Here is a 23438-nt window from a genome sequence, read left to right on the forward strand (position 1 = left end):
CGGAGGTGAGGACAGGGGGCGCCTGCACCCGACACACTCCCCCGCAGCCCGGAGGACAACCACGCGCGTCCCGGCCACGCAGAAGGGGGACGCGGCAGCCGCCACGCCCCCCTCCTGAACGCGGCTGCGGCGCGTTACACGTCGCGGCGGTCGAAGGCGAAAATGCTCAGCAGGCCAAACCCGACCGTGTAGATCAGCAGCAGGATCAGGGACTGCATGATGTCGCCCTGCTGCACGTACAGGTTCAGGTGACTGGTCAGCAGGATGCTCTGGATGGTGTCCGGCAGGACCACCAGCAGCCGCATGACGATCAGCGTCGCGAAGGTCGCCAGCGCCGCGGCGGCCGTGTTCAGGTACATCACGCCAAACAGCAGGGACAGTGCCGCGATGGGCATCAGCACCACGCCCGCCAGCAGCCCGCCGCGCAGGACCTCCGCGAAGGCCGCGCTGGACGTCAGGGTGCCCACGCCCACGAACAGGCCCGGCCCCAGCCCGGTGCCGCCGGAGAAGGACCCGAAGCCCATGGGAATCCCGGCGATCAGGGAACCCAGGATGGTCGTGAAGATCAGGATGAACGGGTACGACAGGGACACGATCAACTTGCTGGCAATGACCTTCACGCGGTTCACGGGGCGCAGTAGCAGCGGCGCCAGCGTCCCCTGCGAGACCTCCGCGCCGATCATCTCGCCGACCGTCACGGCAATGAACAGCGGCAGCAGGTACCCGATCGTCACGCCGATACTCACGGCAGGCAGCTGCCAGCCGCTGACCAGACTCACCTGAACGAGCTGGTTCAGGCGCGGCGCGAACGCCCACATCAGCGGCAGCAGCAGCGTGACCAGCAGCGCTAGGCGCACGCTGCGCGCCCCGAACAGTTTGCGGAATTCCAGGGTCAGCAGGGTCAGCATGTGCGGCCCCCAGCGGTCAGGGTGATGGTCATCAGGCTTGCTCCACGCGTTCGCGGTAGTACTCGTACAGGTCGAAATGATCCGGGCTGGCCTCGAACACCCGGATGCCCTCGTTGTGCAGGTGCGACAGGGCGTCCGGCACGCGGGACTCGCCGCCCAGGTGCGCAATGGCGTACGGCGTGCGGGTACTTACGCGCCGCACGAACGGCAGGCGCTCCAGCACCGCCGCCGCGCCCACCGGGTCATCCACCCGGAAACGGTACGCGGCCTGCCGGGCGCGCAGGTCCACGGTGTCCACCAGCCGCCCGCCGGTCAGGATGCCCACTGTGTGCGCGTACGTGGCTATCTCCCGGAGGTGGTGCGTGCTGAGCACAACCGCGCAGCCGCTCGTGGCGAGGCTGGTCACGATCCGGTGAATCAGCCCGATCCCCAGGGGATCGAGGCCGCTGGTCGGCTCGTCCAGAATCAGCACCTTCGGCTCGGCCAGCATGGCGCTCGCCACGCCCAGCCGCTGCCGCTGGCCCAGCGAGTACTCCCCGACCCGGCGGTCCCCCATGCGGGTCAGTTCCAGCAGTGCCAGCACCTCCCGGATGCGGTCGCGGCTGATCTTGCGGCCGCCGGGCGCCATCGCGGACAGGTTCGCGTGAATCTGGAGGTTCTGCGTGCCCGTGAACTGCGGGTAGAACTTCGCGGGTGCCTCCACGACCGCGCCCAGGTACGCGCGGGCGCGCTCGCCGTCCGTGTGCACGTCCCGGCCCAGCAGGCGCACCTCGCCGCTGGAGGGGAAGGCCAGGCCGGTCATGGTGCGGATCAGGGTGGTTTTCCCGGCGCCGTTCGGGCCGGTCAGGGCGTAGACCTCTCCGGGTTTCACGGTCAGCTGCACGTCTTCTAGGACAGCATTTGAACCGTACGTTTTGTTCAGCCCCCTCACCTCAATGGCGGGAATGGCTGGCGCACCTTGTTTCGTCACCCGCACAGCCTACCCCAGCCGGGTGGGCCCGTTCCTTAAAATCCTCACGTCAAAGCATCGGAGGCCGGTGACCACGCGTGTCAGCCGACCTCCGGGAAACCTACGCGGTTTAGAATTTCTTGAATCGCGTCAGCTTGAACGGTGTTTCCGGCGTCCCGCCCTGCAGCTTGTCCAGCTGGCCCTGCGCGACGATCAGGTCGCCGCCCACAGCCGCCAGGGTGGTGGGGAAGCGCAGGCCCATCAGGGGTTCCTCGGCCACCACCTGTCCGGCGGTGTAGTCGGCGTTCAGGGTCACCTTCGTGATCACCTGCTCGGCGTTGCGCACCACGTACAGCGTCCGGCCATCCAGCAGCAGGCCGTCGCCGCGGGTCAGGCCGCCCATGACGCGCCGCACGGCCTTCGTGCGCAGGTCGATGCGCCACAACTCACCGGTGTTCAGCTGCACGGCCAGCAGCGCCCGCCCGTCCGGGGTGGCCACGATGCCGTTCAGGTTGATGCCCGGCGCGTAGCGGATGGGCGTGACGCTCAGGTCCAGCCACGCGCTGAGCTTCAGGTCCGGCGTGACCCGGAAGATTACGGGGCGGCTGGAATCCGTGACGTATACGTTTCCGTCCGGGGCGGGCGTCAGGTCGTTCACGTACGCGTTCGGGGACTTCGGGGTGTTCAGGATCGCGACCGGGAACCCGTCGGGGCGCAGGACGCTGACGGTGCCACTCGCGCCGCCCGCTGCCCACACGCGGCCCTGCGCGTCCACCTTCAGACCCAGCGCTGAAGCGCGCCCCTGGCCGCCCCCCTCGGCGAACTTCGATACGGCGCCGGTGCCCAGGTGCACGGCGTAGATGGTGCCGCTGGCCGCGCTGCCCGTGTAGGCCACGCCGCGCGCCGCGTCCACTGCCACGCCTTCGGGGAAGTCCTGCGGGCCGGGCAGCGGATAGTCCCGCACGCTGAAGTTGTCCCGCGTGATCACGCCGCAGCGTTCCCGCGCGCCCGTCATCCCGGCAGGGTCACTCCGGTAATCGTCCGGCTGCGCGTGAATCACCAGCGAGCGGTTCAGGATCCCCGTCATGCCGCTCAGGCTGAGTTTCATGGTGGTGAAGCTCGCCTGACCGGTGCCGTCCGCCCCGACGGTCAGCATCGGGAGGTCCCCGCCGTGCCCGGCGCGGTTGTCGGTCTGGGGACTGTCATGGTTGCGGCTCATGCCGGGATCAAAGTGCCCGCCCGCCCCGCCGAACGGCACGACCGTGTTCGTCGCGGCGTCCACGCCTGGGGTGCAGCGCCCGAACTCATGCACGTGCATGCCGTGCTGACCGGGTGTCAGGCCGCTCACGCGCACGCGGACAGTCACGCCCGCGCCCTGCTGCTCGAAGGTGGCGGTGCCCAGCACCTGCCCGGCGGCGTCGCGCAGGGCGGCCGTGGCCCGCAGCGGCGTGGAGGCCGGAGCCGCGGCCGGCGCCATGGGCACGCCGGCCCCCCCCGCGAGGCCCACGCTGCCCAGCAGTGCGCCGCCCAGTGCCGCGCCGCCCAGAAGACCTGCCGTGATCAGGTGCCGCATCTCAGTTCCCTCCCGTGTACATCACGCGGTAGATGACGCCGCTCTGGTCATCCGTGAACAGCAGGCTGCCGTCGGTGTACGTGGCGACGCCCGCCACCCGACCGAACTGCTTCCAGACGTCGCCGTCCTGGAAGACGAAGCCGGTCACGAACGGCTCGATGGTCTGCGGGCGGTTCTGCGCGTCGAAGACCACGCGGGCAATCTCGTAGCCGCTGGGCTCGGTGCGGTTCCACGAGCCGCGGTACGCGATGAACGCGTCGTTGCGGTACTCAGCCGGGAACTGCGTGCCGGTGTAGTAGTTCATGGCGATGGCCGCCGCGTGCGCCGTGTAGTTCAGGACGCTGCCCTGCGTGCCCGCGCAGTACTCGGCCTTCGTGATCTTCCCGGGGATGTTCCCCACGTTCACGTACGGGTCGGGCTGCTTGTCGCCGTAGCAGAAGGGCCAGCCGTAGTTCTTCCCGCGCTCGATGACGTTGATCTCCTCGGGGGGGATGTTGTCGCCGTGCCAGTCGCTGCCCTGATCCGCGCCGTACAGCACGCCGCTGACCGGGTGCCAGCCGAAGCCGATGGTGTGCCGCAGGCCGCGCGCGAACACCTCACGGGTCTTCCCATCCGGGCTGATGCGCAGCAGCGTGGCCTCCTCAGGGTTGGGTGTAGGCGCGTCGTTGTTCGTGGAGCCGAAACTGGCGTACAGGAACCCATCCGGCCCCCACTTCAGGCTGCGGGCGGGGTGCTGCCCGGCATCCGGGAAGCCGTCCGCGAACACGCGCGGCACGCTGAGGCCGCCGTCACGGGCGATGTCCATCACCCAGATGGTCTTCTCGCCCACCACGTACAGCCGACCATCCTTGACGTCCAGGCCGTGCGCCAGCTTCAGGTTCTGCGCCACCTGCCGCCGCTCGGTCGCGCTGATCAGCCCGTCACGGTTGGTGTCCTTCAGGTACCACACGTCCCCCTGCGCGCGGCGCGACAGGTAGATGCCGCCGTCGGGCATGACGTGCAGCATCCGGGCATTGCCCAGCCCGGTCGCCATGACCTTCAGCGTGAAACCGGCAGGCACCTTCAGACGCGCGAGCTTGTCCGTCGTGAATTCCAGCGGCGTGGGCTCGTTCCGGGTCGCGGTGAGCGTGACGGGCGGCTCGCCCGGCGCGATGGGTCGGGGGGTGGGGGGCGCGGTCTGTGCCAGGGCGCCGGTACTCAGCAGCGCGGCGAGGCACAGCAGGTGGGTCAGGGTCTTCATGGGTGACCTCCGGGGGGTGAGGAGACGGAGCGCCCCGGTACGAGTCCAGGAGCGCGGCAGCGAGGAGCGGGGTCAGCGCAGGCTGAGGGCGAAGTCGTTCATGGCGCGCGCCGCGGCGCTGGCCTTTTCGAAGGTCGCGGCGTGCCCGGCGCCAGGGATCAGCACCAGTCGGCTGCCCGGGGTGTTCATCTGCATCTTCATGGCGACCTCGGGCGGCGTCAGGTTGTCCTCCGCGCCGAACAGGTACAGGGTGGGCACCCGGATGGTCGGCAGGATGGGGTTCGCGTCCGGGCGGTTGGCCAGGGCGGTTGCGCCGCCCACCGCACCGTTCAGGCTGGCCTGCTTCACCAGGCTGCCCAGGTGCATGACCTGGTTGGGCATCGTCATGCGGCTCTGGCCGGTCAGCATGCGCGGCATCAGGATATCCACGAGGCTGGCGACGCCCTTCTCCTGCGCCTGCTGCGCGGTGCCCAGCCAGTTGGCCTTCTCGGCGACGCCGCTGGGGTCGGCGGTCGTGTCGATGAAGATCAGGCCCTTGAAGCGCTCTGGGGACATCTTGTACATCTGGAACAGCGTCATGCCGCCCATGCTCATGCCGCCCGCCACGACCTGATTCAGGTTCAGGGCGTCCATGACCCCCAGCACCGTGCTGGCGTAGTTCTCGATGCTGGCGTCCGCGTTCGGCGCGCGGCTCAGGCCGAAGCCGGGTAGGTCCACCGTGATCACTCGGAAGTTCTGGGCGAGTAGCGCGCGGTTGTTCTTGAACAGTTCGCCGCTCAGCGGGTACCCGTGGATCAGCAGCAGCGGCTGCCCGCTGCCGGTGGCCTTGTAGAACACGGTCGAGCCGTTCACGGTCACGGTGCCGCGGTTGGGCACGGTCTGCCCCTGGGCACCCCCGGCAAGAGCAGCGGTGGCAAGGAAGGCAGTCAGGGTGGTCAGGGTGCGTTTCATGGGGGAACCTCGTGGATCGCCCGGCGGGGGGAAAGTACCCCGGCTGCGCCAGTGGCGCGCCTGACAGGAACCGGCCGGTTCGGTTGGACAGGCTCACCATCCCAGACCCAGCCCCCCCCTGATCGGGGGAATCCCCACGTTATGAAGTTCCCTTCAGGTCCTGCCCAAAGTCAGATCAGCGCCGGCCTCATGAGGACAGGCCGGACAGCTGTCCAGCCTAGGGGTGTCTGGGAACAGCCACCACACGCAGCAGACCGCGCGCTGCCCGACTCACTCCACGAACAGCGGTCGCGCTGAGGGACGCGTGGCCCCCACCTCCACCGCCCGGCGGTGCAGTTCCCGCACGGCCCGCTCACCCTCATCCCCGACATCCAGGCTGAACGGATTCACATACAGGTCGATGTGCGCCTGCATCACCTCATCCGACATCTCCAGCGCGTGCTCGCGGATGTACGCGCGCGCCGCGTCCGGGTGCGCGTACGCGTACTCCAGGCTGGCCCGCACCGCCGCGTTCAGGCCGCGCTGCACGTCGTGCGGCAGGTCCCGCCGCACCAGAATCGCGCCCAGGGGGAGGGGCAGCCCCGTCTCCTGTTCCCACCACGCGCCCAGGTCCATCAGGCGGGTCAATCCGTACTCGTGGAAGGTGAAGCGCGATTCGTGAATGATCAGGCCCGCATCCACTGGTTGCCCGTGATACTCGCCGCGCTGTACGGCGGGCATCACCTCGTCGTACCGCATCCGGACCACGTTCACGCCGGGGAACACCAGCCGCAGCAGCAGTTCCGCCGTGGTCAGCGCACCCGGCGACGCCACCGTGCGCCCGTTCAGGTCCTGCACGTCCCCGCGCGTCACGACCAGCGGCCCCACGCCCCGCCCCAGCGCCCCGCCCGCGCGCAGCGCCACGTACTGATCGATCACCTCGAAGTACGCGCGGTAACTGATCTTCGTCATCGGCAGTCGCCCCGCCACAGCCCACTCGTTCAGCGTCTGCACGTCCTCAAGCACCTCACGCACCGGCAGTGGCCCCTGCACCAGCCCCGCGTGCAGCGCGTGAAAGATGAACGTGTCATTCGGGCAGAACGAGTACCCCAGGTCCAGCACCGCAGGCAGCTGGGAGGGCGAAACAGGGGAGAGGGCATCCGAGCTCATGCCGCCCAGGGTACGCCCCGCCCGCCGCCCGCACCGCAACCCTCACCACGCCGCCTCTCAGCCGCCCGTCAGGTTCGGCCCGTACGCTGCCCGCATGACCCGCACCCGCGCCCACCGTCCCCTGCGTCCTCTCCTGACGGGCCTGCTGGCCGCTGCGCTCGGCAGCGCCGCCCTCGCCGGAGGCGGACAGACCCCGCCCACCGGCGCGCCCACCACCGCGCCCTTCGGCTGCCGCGCCGGGTACGTCCGCCCGGACTTCGCCGCCCTGAACGCCCAGCTGAACCGCGCCCGCACCCTGTGGGCCGCCCAGCACCCCGCCAGCTACACCTACGACGTCGATCAGATCGCCGCGCCTGTCCTGTTTCCCGGCACCCGCGTGACTGTTCAGGCAGGCCGCGTGACCGGCACGGCCCTGGCCCCCGGGCAGGAGGGCACCGTGAACCCCACCCTGGCCGGGCGCACAGTGGACGCCCGCTTCACCGACATGGCCGCCACGCTGAACGCCCAGGCGAAAGCCCCCTGCCCGCTGGTCGAGCAGAGCTTCGACCCGCAGCTGGGCTACCCCACCCGCTTCGCGTCCGGCCTGGGTGACGCGGGCATCGCGGACGGCTTCGGCGAGTGGCGCATCACGAACTTCACCAGAACGAATTGACCACAGCGTCAAGGGCGGGTGCAAGGGCAGGTGCGCACCCGCCCTCACCCGGCCAGGAAGGGAGACACGACGGTTGGACGGTCTCTGCCTCGTCCTGGCGCAGAGGTCTGGGGCGACCCTGTGTCCGCCACTGGCCCCCTCGGCGGCGCGGCCCTCACGAAACGCCGCTGGGCAGGAGGGCCATGTTCAGTTCACCGCACGTCCTTTAGGGCGTCCCGGGCGGCCTGCGCGTCACGGGCAATCTGGGCCTTGAGTTCGTCCAGGCCGCTGAATTTCTGCTCGCCGCGCAGGTGCGTGAAGAACTTGACCTGCAACTCCTGTCCGTACAGGTCGCCCTCGAAGTCAAACAGGTGCACCTCGAAGCGGCGGTCCTGGCCATTGACGGTCGGGCGGAAGCCGACGTTCGCCATGCCGTGCCAGCGCCCATGATCCCCCACCGCCACGACCGCGAACACGCCTAGCGGCAGGGCCTTGCCGTCCGGCACGCGGATGTTCGCGGTGGGCCAGCCGATCGTGCGGCCTAAGCGGTCGCCCTGCACGACCACGCCCTGCGCGTCGTAGTGGCGGCCCAGCAGGCGCCGCGCGCCGTCCACATCGCCGCTCTTGAGGTACTCGCGCACGCGGGTGCTCTTGATGTCCTCGCCGCTCAGGCCGTGGATGGGCACCACAACCACCTCCGGCGCGACCTCGCGCAGGTCCGCGGCACTCCCGGCGCGGCCCCGCCCAAAGTGGAAGTCCTCGCCGACGACAATTGCGCGCGGGCGCAGCAGGCGCAGGTCATCCAGAAACGCCTCCTTCGGGCGGGACGCGAACTCCGGCGTGAAGGCCGCCGCGATGGTCTCGTCCACGCCGTAGCGGGCGAGCAGGTCCAGTTTCTCCGGGAGGGTGGACAGGAACTCCACGCCTTGCGTCAGGACCCGCGTGGGCGGATCGAAGGTGTATACCACGCTGGGCACCCGGTGCTCGCGCGCCTTGGCCTTCAGCTGCGCGATGAGCGCCTGATGCCCTAGGTGCACCCCGTCGAACGACCCCACCGCGACCACCGTGGCCGTGTCGGGCCGCTGACTCGGCGAGACGTACGTCTTCACGCGCCTCCACCCTGGCGGCCCGCCAGGACGGTCACGGCGTGCAGGGCCGCCGCCACCGTGGACGCACTGCCCACCAGCGACCCGTCCCGCAACCCCGCCAGGACCTGCGCGGGCGGCAGCCACAGCACCTCGATGCCCTCCTCGTCCTCGTCGTGCGGCAGCTTGCTCTCGCGGAGGTTCGTCGCCTCGAACACGTGCAGCAGCTCGTCGCAGAAGCCCGGGCTGGAATAGAAGCGCGTGATCAGCGTCATGTCGCCGTCCAGACCCGCCTCCTCCTGCAACTCGCGCCGCGCGGCCTGCTCGGGCGTCTCGCCAGCGTCAATCAGGCCAGCCGGGGCCTCCACGGTGAACGCACCCACCGCGCGCCGCTCCTGGCGGACCAGCAGCATCTCCCCGGCGTCGTTCAGGGCCAGCACCGCCACCGCGTCCGCGTGGCGCACCACCTCCCACTTGCCGCCTAAGAGTTCCAGGCGCACGATCCGCCCGTCATACACCACCCTCGTCTCGCCGCTCATCTTCCGGCAACTGTAATGCACCCGCCCCCACACCCGGGGCGGTCATACACTGCGCGTATGTTCACCCGCCCGGACCTGGAAGCGCGCGAGGCCGCCATGCTGGCCCCCTACGCCACCCTCAGCCGCGACCACGGCGGACGCGAACACGCAGAAGACGAAAGCGAGACCCGCACTGCCTTCCAGAAGGACCGCGACCGGGTGCTGCACACCACCGCCTTCCGCCGCCTGGAAGCCAAGACGCAGGTGTTCCTCTCGGCCGCCGGGGACCACTACCGCACCCGCCTGACCCACACCCTGGAGGTTCAGCAGGTCGCGCGCAGCGTCGCCCTGAGCCTCGGCCTGAACGAGACGCTCTCCGAGACCATCGCCCTGGCCCACGACCTCGGCCACCCCCCGTTCGGGCACGCCGGGGAACGCGTCCTGAACCAGCTGCTCTCGGATGAGGGCGGCTTCAACCACAACCTCCAGGCGCGGCGCATCGTCACGCTGCTCGAACACCCCAAGAGCGAGTACCCGGGCCTGAACCTCACGCACGACACCCTGGACGGCCTGAACAAACACCACCGCGCGGGCCTGGGCCAACCCAGCCTGGAAGCGCAGCTCGTGGACGCCGCCGACGCCCTGGCGTACACCGCGCACGACCTCGACGACGGCCTGCGCAGCGGCCTGATCACCCCCGCGCAACTGAGTGAACTGCCCCTGTGGGCCGAACTCACCCGCCGCGCCGGCGTGCACGGCCACGACCTGAGCGAACAGGGCCGCCGCACCCTGCACCGCCAGCTCCTCGGGTGGCTGATCAAGGACCTCACGCACGCCAGCCACGCCAGCATCCGTCAGAGCGGCGTCACCACCCCCGCCGAGGTCCGCGCGCAGCCCACCCGACTCATCACGTACAGCTCCGACATGCACGCCCTGCTGCGCGACACCGGCACGTTCCTGCGCGAGCACCTCTACCGCCACTGGCGGGTCGAGATGCAGGTCGAACAGGCCACCCAGGTCCTCCAGAGCCTGTACCACGCCCTGATGAACCGCCCCAGCATGCTCCCGCCCACCTACCGCGCCCTGGCCGCCAGCGAAGGCCAGCCGCGCGCCACCTGCGACTACCTCAGCGGCATGACCGACCGCTACGCACTGGACACGCACGCCACCATCACCCCCGGCGGCCCCGCCACCCTCTGGCCCCGCTGAGGCACCCGGCGGCAACAGGTGTTGACAGGGTGAAGACCCCCTGATACATTTATGCCCGCCTGCCCGAGAGGACAGCGCAAACAACAACAGGTGCGCGGGTGTAGCTCAGCTGGTTAGAGCGCACGCCTGATAAGCGTGAGGTCCCCAGTTCAAGTCTGGGCATCCGCACCAAGAACAGAAACCCCGTCATTGACGGGGTTCTTTCGTTCAGCCCATCGCAGGTCTAGGTAGTCGCCCCGCCTGTGCCCACGCTCTCGCCCAGCACGGTGCGGATCACGTCGCTGATCGTCACGACGCCCAGCAGGTCCCCATCCTCCGTGATGACCGGCAGGCCGTGCACGTCCAGGTTCAGCATGCGGATCAGGGCGTCACGCATGGGGACGCTCTCGGTGACGTACCCGGTGGGGGGGCGCATCAGGTCCGCGGCGGTCAGGCCGTTCAGGAAGAACTGGTCGGCCAGGACGGTGGGTCCGTGGGTCGCCCCAGCGCGGTCCACGGCGGCCGTGAGGTCCTTCTCGTGCAGCACGCCGCGCAGCTGGGTGCCCTGCACGACGGGCAGGACGTGCAGGCGCGTGATCTTCAGCGTGGCGGCGGCCTCGCTGGCGGGCGTGCCGGGCGTGACGGTCACGACGCCCCTGGTCATGTGCTGCTCGACCGCGCCCCAGTGCAGCCGCGCGGCGCGGCCCTCGGCCCGCAGGACGTCCGTCAGGGTCAGCATGCCGCGCAGCTCGCCGTCCTCGTCCACGACGGGCAGGCCCCCCACGCGCCGGTCCAGCATCAGCCGCAGCGCCGCCGTCAGGGGCGCGTCGGGCGTGACCGTCAGCACCGGGTGACGCATGATGTCCCGCGCCCGCACGCGCCCCACGCGGTCCGTGAACGCCCACGGGGTGAGGCCCTCGCTCAGGGTGGGCAGCGTGCGGCGCACCTCGCCGTCCGTCACGATCCCGACCACGCGGCCGTCCTGCACCACCGGCAGGCGCTTGACGCGCAGTTCCTGCATGGTGACCACGGCGTCCGTCAGGGTGCTGTGGGGGAAGAGGGTGACGGCGCGGGCGTGCATGGCGTCCTTCACGAGCAGGGGGGTGGTCATGGTGAAACCTCCTGCCCACAGGGTCGGCGCTGCCTGTTACGGGGGCATTACGGCGCGCTACGGTGAGCGGATGCCCGCTCTGATTCTGGTGAACGGCGCCTCCAGCGCCGGGAAGACCACGCTGTGCCGCGCCCTGCGGGACGGACTGCCCGGTGCATTTGTGCACTTCAGCCTGGACTTCTTCCTGTTCGACACGTCCGCCCTGCCCCGCACGCCGCAGGGGCGCCTGCGCGACTGGCCGGCGCTGCGGCCGCGCGTGTTCGAAGGCTTCAACCGCTGCCTGCCCGCTCTGCTGGACGCCGGAAATGATCTGGTCGTGGATTACATCATCGAGACGCCGCAGATGTGGGGGCAACTCTCAGGCCTGCTGCGGGGGTACGACGTATTCCTGGTGGGCCTGGAGTGCCCGGTCGAGGAACTCGAGCGCCGGGAGCAGGCGCGTGGTGACCGGGGCGCGGGGGACGCGCGGCGCGACGCGCGGACGGTGCACACCTTCACGCGGTACGACCTGACCCTGACCTGCACCGCGCCGCTGGAGGACAACGTGGCGCGGGTGGCGCTGGCCTGGGCGCAACGCGAACACGCCCCCCGGGTATTCCCGGCGGGGCGCGCGGAGGTCTGAGGCTCAGATCAGGCTGAGTTCGCTGCCCTCGCCGAGGTGCGCGAGGTGCTCGGGCAGGGTGCCGGGCCGGTCCATGACGATCTGCTCGGCCTTGTAGGAGCTGCGGACCAGGGGGCCGCTGACGACTTCCAGGAAGCCGAGGCTCATGGCTTCCTCGCGGATCTCGTCGAATTCGGCGGGGGAGACGTAGCGTTCGACGGGCAGGTGGTGCATGGTGGGGCGCAGGTACTGCCCGAAGGTCAGGACGTCCACGCCGGCGGCGCGGCAGTCGCGCATGGTCTCGCGGAGTTCCTCGCGGGTTTCGCCCAGGCCGAGCATGATGCTGGTCTTGGTGATGACGTCGGGGCGGGCCTGCTTGGCGTGCGCGAGGACCTTCAGGGTCTGGTCGTAGTCGGCGCGGATGTCGCGGACGGGGTGGGTGAGGCGGCGGACCGTTTCGAGGTTCTGCGCGTAGGTGTCCACGCCGCTGTCGAGCACCAGGTCCACGCAGTGGGTGTTCCCGCCGAAGTCGGGCGTGAGGGCCTCGACGCGCGTCTCGGGGTTGAGTTTCTTGATGGCCTGGACGGTCTTGGCGAAGTGGTACGCGCCGCCGTCCGGCAGGTCGTCGCGGTCCACGCTGGTCAGCACGACGTACTTGAGGCCCATGAGCTGGACGCTCTCGGCGACGCCCCGGGGTTCGTCGAGGTCGAGTTTGCCCATGGGGTTGCCGGTGTCCACGGCGCAGAAGCGGCAGGCGCGGGTGCAGATGTGGCCCATGAGCATGAAGGTGGCGGTGCCGCGGCTCCAGCATTCGCCGATGTTGGGGCACATGGCTTCCTCGCACACGGTGTGCAGGCGGTGTTCCTTGACGATCTTGCGGACTTCCGTGAAGACCTGACCCGTCGGGATGGTGACTTTCAGCCACTCGGGTTTTTTCTCGCGGACCGGGACGCTGTCTTTGCGGTAGATGCCGTTCTTGATGAACTTGGGTTCCTTGGCGTTCTCTTGGGTCATGGGGTCAGCTCCCGGCTGCCGCGGGGGTGGGCAGCGTCCAGTCATACTGGGCGAAGGTGATGTGGAAGGCTCGCGTCAGGGCGTCTTTGGCGCCTTGCATGCTGGCCGCTCTGTTCAGGCCGCGCAGGTCGTACTCGCGCTGCACGCTGGTCATGTGCGTCTGCGTCAGGCCGCACGGGACGATCAGGTCGAAGTGCTGCAGGTTCGCGTTCACGTTCAGGGCGAGGCCGTGCAGGGCCACGTGCCGCTGCACCGCGACGCCGAACGACGCGATCTTCTGATCGTACGTCAGGCCGTTCACGTCCCGCTCGGTGACGTACACGCCGGCGTAGCCGGGGTTGGGCCGGGCGTCCTCCAGGCCCAGGTCGTGCAGGGCCGTGATGGTCGCCTGTTCGAGCAGGCGCAGGAAGTCCGCGACCCGGCGGCCGACGGGGAAGATGGCGTACGCGACGAGCTGGCCGGGGCCGTGGTACGTGACGTCCCCGCCGCGTTCGACCTCCAGCACCTCGATGCCCTGCGCCTTCAGGTAGTCGCGGGTGACGATGATGTTGGTGCCCTCCCGGGCCTTGCGGCCCAGCGTGAGGACGGGTGGGTGTTCCACGAGCAGGAGGGTGGGCGGGGCGTCCCCGGCGGCCACCTGCGCGTGCAGGGTTTTCTGGAGGTCCCAGGCGTCCCGGTACGGCGTCACGCCGAGATCCCGGACGGCGAAGGGGGAGGCGGTCATGCGGCGATTGTACGTCCGGGCGGGGCGTTTTTAACGTGCCCTGGGCGGGAGTTTGCCTGGCATTGACCACGTGGTGTGGTGAATCCTGCGCCCCGCGCTGGTCAAGCCCGTCCGTGCGGCCCGGACGCCCTTGGGGTGGGCTGCGCTATCTGGCTCAGGGCACGTGGGCCGGCAAGGCCCTACCGTGAGGTATGGAACTGGTGCCTCCCTCCGAACAGTTCAAAGCAAGTTTCCTGGACGCCGTGCGCGAGGCGCAGGCCACCGGCAGCGGCCTGGGCGACACCCTCAGCTTCGACGTGACCGACATCGAGCGGGATTTCCCGGCCTTCCTGACCCACCTGCGCCGTTTTGAACCCGGCCACACCCTCCCCGAGGGCTTCGTGCACTCCGAGTACCTGTGGTTGGTGGACGGCGACACGTACCTGGGCCGCGCCAGCATCCGCCACACCCTGAACGCCCGCCTGCGCGAATTCGGCGGTCACATCGGCTACGAGGTCCGCCCCGGTGCCCGCCGCCAGGGGCACGCCACCCGCATCCTCGCCGGATCGCTGCGCCGCGCCAGGGAACTGGGCATCGAGGCGGCCCTCGTGACCTGCGACGCGGACAACACCGGCTCGCGCCGCACCATCGAGAAGAACGGCGGCGTGCTGGAAGGTCAGTTCGTGGTCCCGGACCACCCGAAACCCATCCTGCGCTTCTGGGTGCCCACGCCCAACTGAACATCCAGCACGGCGACAGGGGAGGAGGGGCGAAGTCCCCTACCCAGGTCCGGCGGCCCGCCATTCAGCCCTTGCGGAGTTCCCCGGCCTTCTCCTCCATCAGCTGCGCCAGGTCCTCCAGCGCCTGCGCCTGCCGGGCCGCCGGGGCGCCCGTCTCCACCATCTTCTCCGCGACCGCCTCGCCGATGCGGGTCAGGGCGTCCACCTGTTGCGGGGGCGCCTCGTCCAGTTCCGCCAGCCGCCCCACCAGATGCTCGCCCGCCTCGCCCAGCACCTGCGCTTCCTGCTCGGCACTCAGGCGGCCCAGCGTGGCGACCCGGCCGTGGTACTCGGCGCTGACCCGCTCGAGCTGCGCCACCTGTTCCAGCGTGTGCACCTGCACCTGCGCGGCCTGCATCAGGGTGTCCAGCGCCTGCACCTGCTCGCGCACGCGCGCGTGGATGCCTTCCAGCCGGCGCACGTTCACCTCCCCGACCGGGGTGCGGGTCACCTCGTCCAGCGCCGTGCAGACCAGTTCATCCAGCGCGTGCGCGGCCGTAATCTGCGCCTCGCCGCTTTCTAGGATGTGGCGCAGCGCCTCCTCCTGCGCCGAGCGGGCCTCGCCGCCCGCGCCGAACGGCAGGGCGCGCAGCTGCTCGGTCGTGATCTGCACCACCTCGCGCAGCGCGTCCGTGGCGGCCAGGCCCTCGTGCCCGGCACGGATGATCGCCTCAAGCGTGCTGGTCTGCGCCCACCCGGCGGCGCCCACGTGCTCACGCGCGCGGACTTCAGCCACGCGCCGACGCTGCTTCAGGGACGCCTCGCGCACCTGCGCGACCTGCTGCGCTGCTTCTTGTACGGCCGTCATGCCGTTCAGACTGACGCGCGGCGCCCGCTGCTGAACGTGACGGGCGCTGCACTTGCCCCGGGCCAGGACGGCCCGTATACTTCTAAAGTTCGGTCGTCTGCCCAGGCGGCCAGTTCATTGAGGAGCACGAACGTCTCTGCCCGCAGACAGCGGGACGGTGGGACGGTCCGCTGCCCGAAGGAGTCAACCATGCAGCACGCAATCAAAGTGAACCGTGGCGCCATCCTGCGCGCCGTTGAGCAGCCCCACCTGAAGGCCGACCTGCCCGAGTTCCGCCCCGGCGATACCGTCCGCGTGGAAACGAAGGTCGTCGAAGGCAACCGCACCCGCAACCAGGCCTTCGAGGGCGTCGTGATCGCCATCAACGGCACCGGCAGCCGCAAGAGCTTCACCGTCCGCAAGATCAGCTTCGGTGAAGGCGTGGAGCGCGTGTTCCCCTTCAACAGCCCCCTGGTCGCCAAGATCACCGTGCTCGAGCGCGGCAAGGTCCGCCGCGCCAAGCTGTACTACCTGCGCGAACTGCGCGGCAAGGCGGCCCGCATCAAGAGCGACCGCAGCCGCGTGATGAAGGACGCCGCCGCGAAGACCGCCGCCAACGCCAAGAGCGAGGAGTAAGGTCTCCCCAGCGTGCCGCCCCCGAACCTGGGGGCGGCACGTTCTTGTGGGTCCTGTCGCGCGCCCATCCGCTAGCGTGCGGGCGTGACGCCCACCGCGCTGCTCGCCCTGGATTTCGACGGCACCCTGGTCGGCCCGCAGGGTGACGTGCCCGCCGGTCTGCTGGACGAACTGCACGCCTGGGCGCGGGGCGGCGCGCACCTGGCGCTGCTGACCGCGCGGGGCCGCGTGCCCCCCGAGGTGCGGGACTGGCCCCTGCACACCGTCAGCCGCTGCTACGGCGCGTGGGCGCAGGTGGGCGGTCAGCTCGCCTGGAGCCGTCCGCTGGCGGACGACACGGTCCGCGCGGCGCTGGAGGCGCTGACGCCCGGCGCGTGGCGTTGGGGCCGGACGCTCATGGTCACCGCTGACCCGATCGGGATCGTGCGCGGCCCCCACGCCGCGTTCGCGGCGCAGTGGCCGCAGGCGCGCGAGGTGCTGAAGCTCGTGCGGGGCGACACGCCCGCGCGGCTGGACGCCCTGAAGGGACGCTGGGCCACGCTGCCCGGCACGCACGTGATCCGCGAACGCGACACCCGGCTGGTGCTGGTCCGCCAGGGTGCCTGTAAGGGCGCGGCCCTGCGGGCCCTGGCCGGGCGGCTGGGCGTGCCCGGCGCGCAGGTCGTGGCGGCCGGGGACGGCCCGGCGGACGCGGCCATGCTGGCGCACGCTGGCACGTTCATCCGCGTGGGCGCGCACGCGGCCCTGGCTGGCGCGACCCTGCACGCCACGTGTCCAGCAGATGTGCCCGGCGTCCTCGCGCATGTGCGTGCCCGGTTGCTAGGCTGCCCGGCGTGATCCTGCCCGAGCATGCCCCCACCACGCTGCCCCTGCTGATGGCCTTCGACCTGGACGGCACCCTGATTCCCGACGCGGGCCGCGAGGTCGCGCCGGACATTGCCGCCGCCCTGGGGCGCCTGCGCGCGTACGGCGTGACGCTGGCGATCATCACGGGCCGCGACACGCCGCCCAGCGCCGTCCGGACCGCCATGCAGCCGCACGCGGTCGCCACGAACAACGGCGGGCGCGTCCTGGTCGGCGATGACCTGCACCTGGAAGCCAGTTTCACGGACGCGGACCTGGAAGCCGTACTGGCACATGAACTGCCCGGCGCGCGGGTCGTGCTGTTCACCGAGGACGCCCTGTACGTAGACCTGCCCCCCGGCGTGGAGCCGGAACCGTGGATGCGCGCGCGGTCGTTCCGGCCGTTCGCGGACGCGCCCCGCGCGGGCATCCTGAAAGCCGGGTACTACCACCCGGACGTGGCGGCCCTGGCCGGGCGGCTGCGCGAGCGGCACCCGCACCTGGTCCTGACCGGTGCGCAGGACCCGTACCCGCACTTCCTGACGGTGACGCCTGAAGGCGCGCACAAGGGCGCGGCGCTGACACTGATCGCGGACGGGCTGGGCGTCCCGCATGACCGCACGGTGGCGTTCGGGGACAGTGACAACGATCAGGCAATGCTGGAAGTCGCGGCGTTCGGCGTGCAGGTGGGGGACCTGCCGCTGCTGGCGCCGCACGCGGACGCGCGGGTGGCGCAGCAGGCGGAACTGGGCGCGTTCCTGCACGCCTGGGCCGACCGGATCGGGGCTGGGCTGTAAGTCCCACTCAGGGGCGTGCGGGTGGGGCGGTGCTGCCGCGCTCGATGAGCCGGGCGCCCAGCACCACGTGCCGCTGCCGGATCTGCCCGTGCCCGAGCTGCGCGAGCATCAGCGTGGCGGCCTGCTCGGCCATGGTTTCCACCGGCTGCTCGAGCACCGTGATGGGCGGATCGACCAGGCTGGTCCAGGGGTAGTTGTCGAAGGCGACGAGGCTGATGTCGTGCGGCAGGCGCACGCCGCGTTCACGCAGCGCGCGGTACGCCCCGGACGCCTGCGTGCCGGTCAGGGCGATCAGCGCCGTGGGCGGCTGGGGCAGGTCCAGCAGGTCGTTCGTCAGGGCGTAGGCGGTGTCCTCGTTCAGCAGCGTTACCCGCTGGTACTCGGCGGGGACGGTCAGGCCCAGCGCGTTCATGACCTCGGGGAAGGCGCGGCTGCGTTCCTCGGGGTGAATGACGGGGTGGTAGGTGCCCAGCGCGGCGATGTGGCGGTGGCCCAGCGCGTGCAGGTGCGTGACGGCCTGCCGCACGGCGCCCGGGTTGTCGAGCATGACGCTGGGTTCGTCGTGGTGGGGGGGGCGGTAGTCGTACTCGGTGATGGCCACGCCGCGTGAGCGCAGCCGCGCGAGGTACTCCTGGCTGTCCTGGCCGTAGCCGGGGCGCAGCATGACGCCGGCCACGCGCAGGCCGTACAGCCGCCTCAGTTCCTGGAGTTCGCGCTGGGCGCTGTACTCGTTCTCGCTGATGATCAGGGTGTAGCCCGCATCTGCCAGGACGTGCGAGGCGGTGCGGGCGAACTGCGCGAAGAAGGGTTCGAGGATCGAGCCGACGACCAGCCCGACGGTGGTGCTCTGGCCGCCGCGCAGGCTCCCGGCGCGCTGGTCGGGCTCGTAGTGCAGCTGCGCGATGGCCTGCTGGACACGCGCGAGCGTGTCGGGCGTGAGTTTGTCGGGTTCCTTCAGGGCGCGTTTGGCAGTGGTGGGGGAGACGCCGGCCAGCCGGGCGACGTCCTGGATGGTGGACACGGCTGCATTGTAGGTCAGGGTCGAAGCGACACTCAAGCGGTTGGGCACGAAACCATTTTCACATGCCACCTTCGGGAGTGGCACCAGTAGACAATTGAAAACGATTGTGATTCACTGATGGACACGAGACCATTCAATCTGAGATCAGGTGAGCCCGTCACCTGAAGTGGCGCCGCTGTCACCGACGCCGCTCCGCTGCTGTCCGCCCCGCCCCTGACCGGGCCCTGTCCCACCGGAGGAACCACCCGTGAACCGACTCGCCCTGCTCGCCCTGACCACCCTGCTCAGCCAGGCCAGTGCCGTGACCATCACCATCGCCACCGTGAACAACCCGGACATGGTCACCATGCAGAAACTCACCCCCGAGTTCAACAAGAAATACCCCGACATCCAGGTCAAATGGGTGACCCTCCCCGAGAACGAACTGCGCCAGAAGATCACCCTGGACGTCGCCAGCGGCGCCGGCAGCTTCGACATCGCCACCGTCGGCGCCTACGAGGTGCCCATCTGGGCCAAGAACGGCTGGCTCGAACCCCTGAACCCGCTGTTCAGCAAGAACGCCGACATCGCCAAGAGCTACAACCTCACGGACATCCTGCCCGGCGTGCGCGGTGCCCTGACCGTCGGCGGGAACCTGTACGCCGTGCCCTTCTACGCCGAAAGCAGCATGACGTACTACAACAAAGACCTCTTCAAGGCCGCCGGGCTCACTATGCCCGCCCAGCCCACCTGGAACCAGATCCAGACCTTCGCCAGCAAGATCCACAACCCCAGCAAGGGCGTGTACGGCGTGTGCCTGCGCGGCCTGCCCGGCTGGGGCGAGAACATGGCCCTGTTCAGCACCATGGTCAACACCTACGGCGGCCGCTGGTTCAACCCCAGCTGGCAGGCCCAGCTGAACACCCCCGCCTGGAAAAACGCCATGACCTTCTACGTGAACCTCGTCAAGAAATACGGCCCTCCCGGCGCGACCGGCAACGGCTTCACCGAGAACCTCACCCTGATGAGCCAGGGCAAGTGCGGCATGTGGGTCGACGCGACCGTCGCCGCCGGGTTCCTGAGCGACCCCAGCAGCTCCAAGATCACCAAGTCGGTCGGGTTCGCCAAGGCCCCGGTCGGCACCACCGCGCGCGGCAACAACTGGTACTGGAGCTGGAACCTCGCCATTCCCAAGAGCACCAAGCAGGAAGACGCCGCCTTCAAGTTCCTGACCTGGGCCACCAGCCAGGAGTACATCGCCTTGGTCGCCAGGACCAAGGGCACCTGGGCCAGCGTCCCCCCCGGCACCCGCACGAGCACCTACCAGAACGCCAACTACAAGAAGGCCGCCGGCGCCTTCAGCGGCCTGGTGCTGAGCAGCATCAACACCGCCGACGTGAACAAGGCCACCAAGGACCCCGTGCCCTACACCGGCGTGCAGTACGTCGCCATCCCCGAATTCCAGGCGCTCGGCACCCAGGTCGGGCAGTACCTCGCCGGGGCGCTCAGCGGGCAGTACACCGTCGATCAGGCGCTGAAACTCAGCCAGGACGCCGCGAACAAGACGGCCAAGGACGGCGGCTACCAGAAGTAAGCCCCCACGCGGGGCGCGGCGACCTCCAGCGCCGCGCCTCACCCCCCACCCGCAGTCCCAGCGCACCCCAGGGGAGGCCCGAGGCGACCACCTCGCCTCCCCCACACCGTTGCACCCCCACCCGCAGGAGGTGAATCATGACCGCCGCCGCCACCACGCCCGCCACCACCGCGCCCACGCCCAGACGGGGATTCCGGCTCAGCCCGGCCGCGCTGATCTGGCCCGCCATGCTGTACCTGATCCTGACCACCCAGGTGCCGTTCTTCATGACGGTGTACTACTCGTTCTTCCGCTACAACCTCGCCATTCCCGGCAGCCGCCCCTTCGTGGGGTTCGCCAACTACCGCAACCTCCTGACCGACCCGCAGAACCTCCACATCCTGTGGAACACCGTCGTGCTGGCCGGCGGCACCCTGATCCTGACCCTGATCATCGGCGCGGCCCTGGCGCTGCTGCTGAACCGCGACTTCCCGGGCCGGGCGCTGCTGCGCACCCTGCTGATCAGCTCGTTCCTGATCATGCCAGTCGTGACGGCCGTCGTCTGGAAGAACATGCTCATGAACCCCGTGTTCGGGTTCTTCTCCTGGGTCGTCACGGGCCTGGGCGGGCACCCGGTCGACTGGCTGGCGCAGTACCCGATGGCCAGCGTGATCGCCATGATCACCTGGGAATGGACACCGTTCGCCATGCTGATCCTCCTGACGGGCCTCCAGAGCCTCCCGGACGACCAGCTGGAAGCTGCCCGCCTGGACGGCGCGAGCCCCTGGCAGGAATTCCGCTACGTGGTGCTGCCCCACTGGACGCAGGCGATCCAGGTGGTCGTGCTGATGGAGACTATCGCGCTGCTGCAGGTGTACGGCGAGATCTACGGCAGCACGTCCGGCGGTCCCGGCATTGCCACCACGAACCTGCCGTACTTCATCTACCAGAAGGCCTTCGCGGAGTACAACATCGGGCTGGCCAGCGCCGCCGGGGTCCTGACCGTGATCCTCACGAACGTGCTGGCCGTGTACATGCTGCGGCTGCTGACCCGCGCGGGCAGGGGAGAGTGACATGCAGGCCCAGATCCGACTGAGAAACGCGCTGCTGACCCTGGTCACGTACCTGCTCGCCGCCGCGTTCCTGTTCCCGCTCGTGTGGATGTTCATGGCCGCCTTCAAGACCGAGGCGCAGGCCTTCGCCACCCCACCCGTGTTCGTGTTCACGCCCGTCCTGGAGAACTTCCAGCACGCGCTGGGCAGCTACTTCCCGGCGCTGCGCAACTCGCTGGTCGCCGCGGTGGGCAGCACGGTCCTGGCCTTCATCCTGGGCCTCCCGGCCGCGTTCGCGCTGGCCGTGTACCCCACCCGCCGCGCGCAGGGTGTGCTGACCTGGATGCTGTCCACGAAATTCATGCCCGCAGTCGGCGTGATCGTGCCGCTCTTCCTGATCTTCCGCAACCTGCACCTGCTGGACACGCTGCCCGGCCTGATCCTGATGTACACCACCATGAACCTCCCGCTGGTCGTGTGGATGATGCACTCCTACATGACCGAGATCCCCTACGCCATCTACGAGGCCGCCAAGGTGGACGGCGCGTCGGTCGGCCAGGAATTCTTCGGGATCGCGCTGCCGCTCAGCACGCCCGGCATGGCTGCCACCGCCCTGCTGTGCCTGATCTTCGCGTGGAACGAGGTGTTCTTCGCCCTGAACCTCACGAACAGCGACGCCGCACCCCTGAGCGTGTTCATCAGCCAGTTCAAGACCAGCGAGGGCCTGTTCTGGGCGCAGATGAGCGCCGCCGCCACCCTGACCGTCCTGCCGGTCCTGATCTTCGGCTGGATCGCGCAGCGTCAGCTGGTCCGCGGCCTGAGCTTCGGCGCGGTGAAATGACCGTGGCCACCAGCTTCCCCCTGCGCACCGCGAGCCTCCCCGCCCTAGCCGGGCGCGTGCAGGTCCCCGCCTACGACCCGCGCGGCCTGCGCACCGGCATCGTGCACTTCGGCGTGGGGGCGTTCCACCGCTCACATCAGGCCATGTACCTCGACCGGCTCCTGAACCTCGGCCAGGCGCACGACTGGGCCATCTGCGGCGTGGGCGTCCTGCCCGGCGACGCCCTCATCCGCGACGCGCTGCGCGCCCAGAACCACCTGTACACCCTGCTGACCCGCGCCCCGGACGGCCGCAGCGAGGCCCGCGTGATCGGCGCCGTGCACGACTACCTGTTCGCCCCGGACGACCCTGAGGCGGTCTGCGAGCGGCTGGCGCACCCCGCCACGCGCATCGTGTCCCTGACCGTCACCGAGGGCGGCTACAGCCTGAACAACGCCACGGGCGAGTTCGATCCCAGCGGGGACGTCCTGCACGACCTCCAGCCCGGCGCCGCGCCCCGCAGCACCCTGGGCTTCCTGACCGAGGGCCTGCGCCGCCGCCGCGAGCGCGGCCTGCGCCCCTTCACGGTCATGTCCTGCGACAACATCCAGGGCAACGGGCACGTCACCCGCCGCGTCCTGACCGCCTTCGCCCGCCGCCGGGACCCGCAACTGGCCGACTGGATCGACCACGAGGTTGCCTTCCCGAACAGCATGGTCGACCGCATCACGCCCGTCACCACGGACGCCGTACGCGCCGACCTGGACCGCGAGTACGGCGTGCAGGACGCCTGCCCGGTGGTCGCCGAGGCGTTCACGCAGTGGGTGCTCGAGGACCACTTCACCTGCGGCCGCCCCCCACTACAGGACGTGGGCGTGCAGCTCGTCCCGGACGTCGAACCGTACGAACTCATGAAACTGCGCCTCCTGAACGCCGCGCATCAGGCCATGAGCTACCCCGCGCTTCTGGACGGCCACACGTTCGTGCACGAGGTCTGCCAGCAGCCCGACTACGCGCAGTTCCTGCTCGACTACATGACCCTGGAGGCCCACCCCACCCTGCGCCCCGTGCCCGGCATCGACCTGAACGCCTACAGCCACGACCTCATCGCGCGCTTCTCGAACCCCGCCATTCAGGACACCCTGGCCCGCCTGATCGTGGACGGCAGCGAACGCATCCCCAAATTCCTGCTGCCCGTCGCCCGCGAACAGGCCGCGCGGGGCGGGGACCTGCGCCGCTGCGCCCTCGTGGTCGCCGCCTGGAGCGCGTACGTCGCGCAGGCCGCCACCCGCGGCGACCGGCTGGACGACGTCCGCGCCGCCGACCTCACGCGCGCCGCCCTGGCCGATCAGGTCACGCCCGGCGCGTTCCTGCACCAGCCCGACGTGTTCGGTGACCTGAGCGCCGCGCCCGCCTTCGTGCAGGCCTACCTGGACGCCCGCGCCGCCCTGGCCGCCCACGGCCCACTCGGCGCGCTGCGCGCCCTGCACGCTGCCCCCACCCAAGGAGAACACGCATGAACTGGACTCC

24 protein-coding genes and 1 tRNA gene are annotated in these 23438 nt (G+C 69.9%); 12 read left to right on the top strand and 13 right to left on the bottom strand.

The window, feature by feature from the left end:
• Positions 1-134 precede the first annotated feature (134 nt).
• From IEY63_RS12145 to IEY63_RS12170, 6 genes are all read right to left on the bottom strand, one after another.
• Complete coding sequence (locus IEY63_RS12145) at positions 135-908, bottom strand: DUF2705 family protein (protein WP_189069275.1); 774 nt, start codon at positions 906-908, stop codon at positions 135-137.
• Between the two features lie 31 nt (positions 909-939).
• Positions 940-1878 (bottom strand): ABC transporter ATP-binding protein, encoded by a 939-nt coding sequence (locus IEY63_RS12150; protein ID WP_189069276.1) that lies wholly within the window; start codon positions 1876-1878, stop codon positions 940-942.
• A gap of 109 nt (positions 1879-1987) precedes the next feature.
• Entirely contained in the window at positions 1988-3430 is a 1443-nt protein-coding gene (locus IEY63_RS12155) for a superoxide dismutase family protein (protein WP_189069277.1), read from the bottom strand.
• A 1-nt stretch (position 3431) separates the two neighbouring features.
• A complete protein-coding gene (locus tag IEY63_RS12160; protein WP_189069278.1) occupies positions 3432-4670 on the bottom strand; it encodes a PQQ-dependent sugar dehydrogenase in 1239 nt (412 codons plus the stop codon).
• Between the two features lie 72 nt (positions 4671-4742).
• Entirely contained in the window at positions 4743-5621 is an 879-nt protein-coding gene (locus tag IEY63_RS12165) for an alpha/beta fold hydrolase (RefSeq protein WP_189069279.1), read from the bottom strand.
• Positions 5622-5891: 270 nt separating this feature from the next.
• Positions 5892-6770, bottom strand: coding sequence for a 1,4-dihydroxy-6-naphtoate synthase (locus IEY63_RS12170; RefSeq protein ID WP_189069280.1), 879 nt, complete (start codon positions 6768-6770; stop codon positions 5892-5894).
• 94 nt (positions 6771-6864) lie between these two features.
• Here IEY63_RS12170 and IEY63_RS12175 point away from each other — a divergent pair, with 94 nt between their 5' ends.
• Positions 6865-7422, top strand: a complete 558-nt coding sequence (locus tag IEY63_RS12175) for a DUF6174 domain-containing protein (protein ID WP_189069281.1) — start codon at positions 6865-6867, stop codon at positions 7420-7422.
• Between the two features lie 191 nt (positions 7423-7613).
• Here the strand turns inward: IEY63_RS12175 and ribF are convergent, their stop codons facing one another.
• Together ribF and IEY63_RS12185 are read right to left on the bottom strand one after the other, a co-directional pair.
• Positions 7614-8510: a riboflavin biosynthesis protein RibF gene (gene ribF, locus IEY63_RS12180; protein WP_189069282.1), complete on the bottom strand. Its 897-nt coding sequence runs from the start codon at positions 8508-8510 to the stop codon at positions 7614-7616.
• A complete protein-coding gene (locus tag IEY63_RS12185; RefSeq protein WP_189069283.1) occupies positions 8507-9025 on the bottom strand; it encodes an NUDIX domain-containing protein in 519 nt (172 codons plus the stop codon). The genes ribF and IEY63_RS12185 overlap by 4 nt, the downstream gene beginning before the upstream one ends.
• A gap of 57 nt (positions 9026-9082) precedes the next feature.
• On the opposite strand from IEY63_RS12185, the gene dgt reads away from it, so the two are divergent.
• Positions 9083-10213, top strand: a complete 1131-nt coding sequence (gene dgt, locus IEY63_RS12190; protein ID WP_189069284.1) for a dGTP triphosphohydrolase — start codon at positions 9083-9085, stop codon at positions 10211-10213.
• A gap of 94 nt (positions 10214-10307) precedes the next feature.
• A tRNA-Ile gene (locus tag IEY63_RS12195) sits at positions 10308-10384 on the top strand.
• Between the two features lie 52 nt (positions 10385-10436).
• Here the strand turns inward: IEY63_RS12195 and IEY63_RS12200 are convergent.
• A complete protein-coding gene (locus IEY63_RS12200; RefSeq protein ID WP_189069285.1) occupies positions 10437-11303 on the bottom strand; it encodes a CBS domain-containing protein in 867 nt (288 codons plus the stop codon).
• 70 nt (positions 11304-11373) lie between these two features.
• Here IEY63_RS12200 and IEY63_RS12205 point away from each other — a divergent pair, with 70 nt between their 5' ends.
• Complete coding sequence (locus IEY63_RS12205) at positions 11374-11925, top strand: chloramphenicol phosphotransferase CPT family protein (protein ID WP_189069286.1); 552 nt, start codon at positions 11374-11376, stop codon at positions 11923-11925.
• A gap of 3 nt (positions 11926-11928) precedes the next feature.
• Here IEY63_RS12205 and lipA read toward each other — a convergent pair whose 3' ends face one another.
• Positions 11929-12918: a lipoyl synthase gene (lipA, locus tag IEY63_RS12210; RefSeq protein WP_189069287.1), complete on the bottom strand. Its 990-nt coding sequence runs from the start codon at positions 12916-12918 to the stop codon at positions 11929-11931.
• 4 nt (positions 12919-12922) lie between these two features.
• The gene (gene lipB / locus IEY63_RS12215) at positions 12923-13642 is read right to left on the bottom strand and encodes a lipoyl(octanoyl) transferase LipB (RefSeq protein WP_189069288.1); all 720 of its coding nucleotides are present in this window, start codon (positions 13640-13642) and stop codon (positions 12923-12925) included.
• A 191-nt stretch (positions 13643-13833) separates the two neighbouring features.
• Here lipB and IEY63_RS12220 point away from each other — a divergent pair, with 191 nt between their 5' ends.
• Positions 13834-14361, top strand: coding sequence for a GNAT family N-acetyltransferase (locus IEY63_RS12220; RefSeq protein WP_189069289.1), 528 nt, complete (start codon positions 13834-13836; stop codon positions 14359-14361).
• Positions 14362-14425: 64 nt separating this feature from the next.
• Here the strand turns inward: IEY63_RS12220 and IEY63_RS12225 are convergent, their stop codons facing one another.
• On the bottom strand, positions 14426-15208 hold the full coding sequence (locus IEY63_RS12225; RefSeq protein ID WP_189069290.1) for a hypothetical protein: 783 nt from the start codon (positions 15206-15208) through the stop codon (positions 14426-14428).
• A 189-nt stretch (positions 15209-15397) separates the two neighbouring features.
• On the opposite strand from IEY63_RS12225, the gene rplS reads away from it, so the two are divergent.
• From rplS to IEY63_RS12240, 3 genes are all read left to right on the top strand, one after another.
• Positions 15398-15823, top strand: a complete 426-nt coding sequence (rplS, locus tag IEY63_RS12230; RefSeq protein ID WP_189069291.1) for a 50S ribosomal protein L19 — start codon at positions 15398-15400, stop codon at positions 15821-15823.
• Between the two features lie 84 nt (positions 15824-15907).
• Positions 15908-16660 carry an HAD family hydrolase gene (locus IEY63_RS12235; RefSeq protein ID WP_189069292.1) on the top strand — a complete coding sequence of 251 codons (753 nt, stop codon included), beginning with the start codon at positions 15908-15910 and terminating at the stop codon, positions 16658-16660.
• Entirely contained in the window at positions 16657-17463 is an 807-nt protein-coding gene (locus IEY63_RS12240) for an HAD hydrolase family protein (RefSeq protein ID WP_308425228.1), read from the top strand. Before IEY63_RS12235 ends, IEY63_RS12240 begins: the two co-directional genes overlap by 4 nt.
• Positions 17464-17470: 7 nt before the next feature.
• Here IEY63_RS12240 and IEY63_RS12245 read toward each other — a convergent pair whose 3' ends face one another.
• On the bottom strand, positions 17471-18484 hold the full coding sequence (locus tag IEY63_RS12245) for a LacI family DNA-binding transcriptional regulator (RefSeq protein ID WP_189069293.1): 1014 nt from the start codon (positions 18482-18484) through the stop codon (positions 17471-17473).
• A gap of 247 nt (positions 18485-18731) precedes the next feature.
• On the opposite strand from IEY63_RS12245, the gene IEY63_RS12250 reads away from it, so the two are divergent.
• From IEY63_RS12250 to IEY63_RS12265, 4 genes are all read left to right on the top strand, one after another.
• Positions 18732-20057: an ABC transporter substrate-binding protein gene (locus IEY63_RS12250; RefSeq protein ID WP_229784681.1), complete on the top strand. Its 1326-nt coding sequence runs from the start codon at positions 18732-18734 to the stop codon at positions 20055-20057.
• Positions 20058-20194: 137 nt separating this feature from the next.
• Positions 20195-21109, top strand: a complete 915-nt coding sequence (locus IEY63_RS12255) for a carbohydrate ABC transporter permease (RefSeq protein WP_189069294.1) — start codon at positions 20195-20197, stop codon at positions 21107-21109.
• A 1-nt stretch (position 21110) separates the two neighbouring features.
• A complete protein-coding gene (locus IEY63_RS12260; RefSeq protein ID WP_189069295.1) occupies positions 21111-21929 on the top strand; it encodes a carbohydrate ABC transporter permease in 819 nt (272 codons plus the stop codon).
• Positions 21926-23428, top strand: coding sequence for a mannitol dehydrogenase family protein (locus IEY63_RS12265; protein ID WP_189069296.1), 1503 nt, complete (start codon positions 21926-21928; stop codon positions 23426-23428). The genes IEY63_RS12260 and IEY63_RS12265 overlap by 4 nt, the downstream gene beginning before the upstream one ends.
• The last annotated feature ends 10 nt before the right edge of the window (positions 23429-23438 follow it).

The sequence above is a fragment of the Deinococcus radiotolerans genome (assembly GCF_014647435.1).
Taxonomy (GTDB): Bacteria; Deinococcota; Deinococci; order Deinococcales; family Deinococcaceae; genus Deinococcus; species Deinococcus radiotolerans.

Coding starts and splice junctions, on each gene's coding strand:
- IEY63_RS12260 (WP_189069295.1), top strand. CDS start 21,111: ATGCAGGCCCAGATCCGACTGAGAAACGCGCTGCTGACCCTGGTCACG.
- IEY63_RS12255 (WP_189069294.1), top strand. CDS start 20,195: ATGACCGCCGCCGCCACCACGCCCGCCACCACCGCGCCCACGCCCAGA.
- IEY63_RS12165 (WP_189069279.1), bottom strand. CDS start 5,621: ATGAAACGCACCCTGACCACCCTGACTGCCTTCCTTGCCACCGCTGCT.
- IEY63_RS12160 (WP_189069278.1), bottom strand. CDS start 4,670: ATGAAGACCCTGACCCACCTGCTGTGCCTCGCCGCGCTGCTGAGTACC.
- IEY63_RS12185 (WP_189069283.1), bottom strand. CDS start 9,025: ATGAGCGGCGAGACGAGGGTGGTGTATGACGGGCGGATCGTGCGCCTG.
- IEY63_RS12145 (WP_189069275.1), bottom strand. CDS start 908: ATGCTGACCCTGCTGACCCTGGAATTCCGCAAACTGTTCGGGGCGCGC.
- IEY63_RS12225 (WP_189069290.1), bottom strand. CDS start 15,208: ATGACGGCCGTACAAGAAGCAGCGCAGCAGGTCGCGCAGGTGCGCGAG.
- IEY63_RS12205 (WP_189069286.1), top strand. CDS start 11,374: ATGCCCGCTCTGATTCTGGTGAACGGCGCCTCCAGCGCCGGGAAGACC.
- dgt (WP_189069284.1), top strand. CDS start 9,083: ATGTTCACCCGCCCGGACCTGGAAGCGCGCGAGGCCGCCATGCTGGCC.
- rplS (WP_189069291.1), top strand. CDS start 15,398: ATGCAGCACGCAATCAAAGTGAACCGTGGCGCCATCCTGCGCGCCGTT.
- IEY63_RS12200 (WP_189069285.1), bottom strand. CDS start 11,303: ATGACCACCCCCCTGCTCGTGAAGGACGCCATGCACGCCCGCGCCGTC.
- IEY63_RS12170 (WP_189069280.1), bottom strand. CDS start 6,770: ATGAGCTCGGATGCCCTCTCCCCTGTTTCGCCCTCCCAGCTGCCTGCG.
- lipA (WP_189069287.1), bottom strand. CDS start 12,918: ATGACCCAAGAGAACGCCAAGGAACCCAAGTTCATCAAGAACGGCATC.
- IEY63_RS12155 (WP_189069277.1), bottom strand. CDS start 3,430: ATGCGGCACCTGATCACGGCAGGTCTTCTGGGCGGCGCGGCACTGGGC.
- IEY63_RS12175 (WP_189069281.1), top strand. CDS start 6,865: ATGACCCGCACCCGCGCCCACCGTCCCCTGCGTCCTCTCCTGACGGGC.
- IEY63_RS12265 (WP_189069296.1), top strand. CDS start 21,926: ATGACCGTGGCCACCAGCTTCCCCCTGCGCACCGCGAGCCTCCCCGCC.
- lipB (WP_189069288.1), bottom strand. CDS start 13,642: ATGACCGCCTCCCCCTTCGCCGTCCGGGATCTCGGCGTGACGCCGTAC.
- IEY63_RS12220 (WP_189069289.1), top strand. CDS start 13,834: ATGGAACTGGTGCCTCCCTCCGAACAGTTCAAAGCAAGTTTCCTGGAC.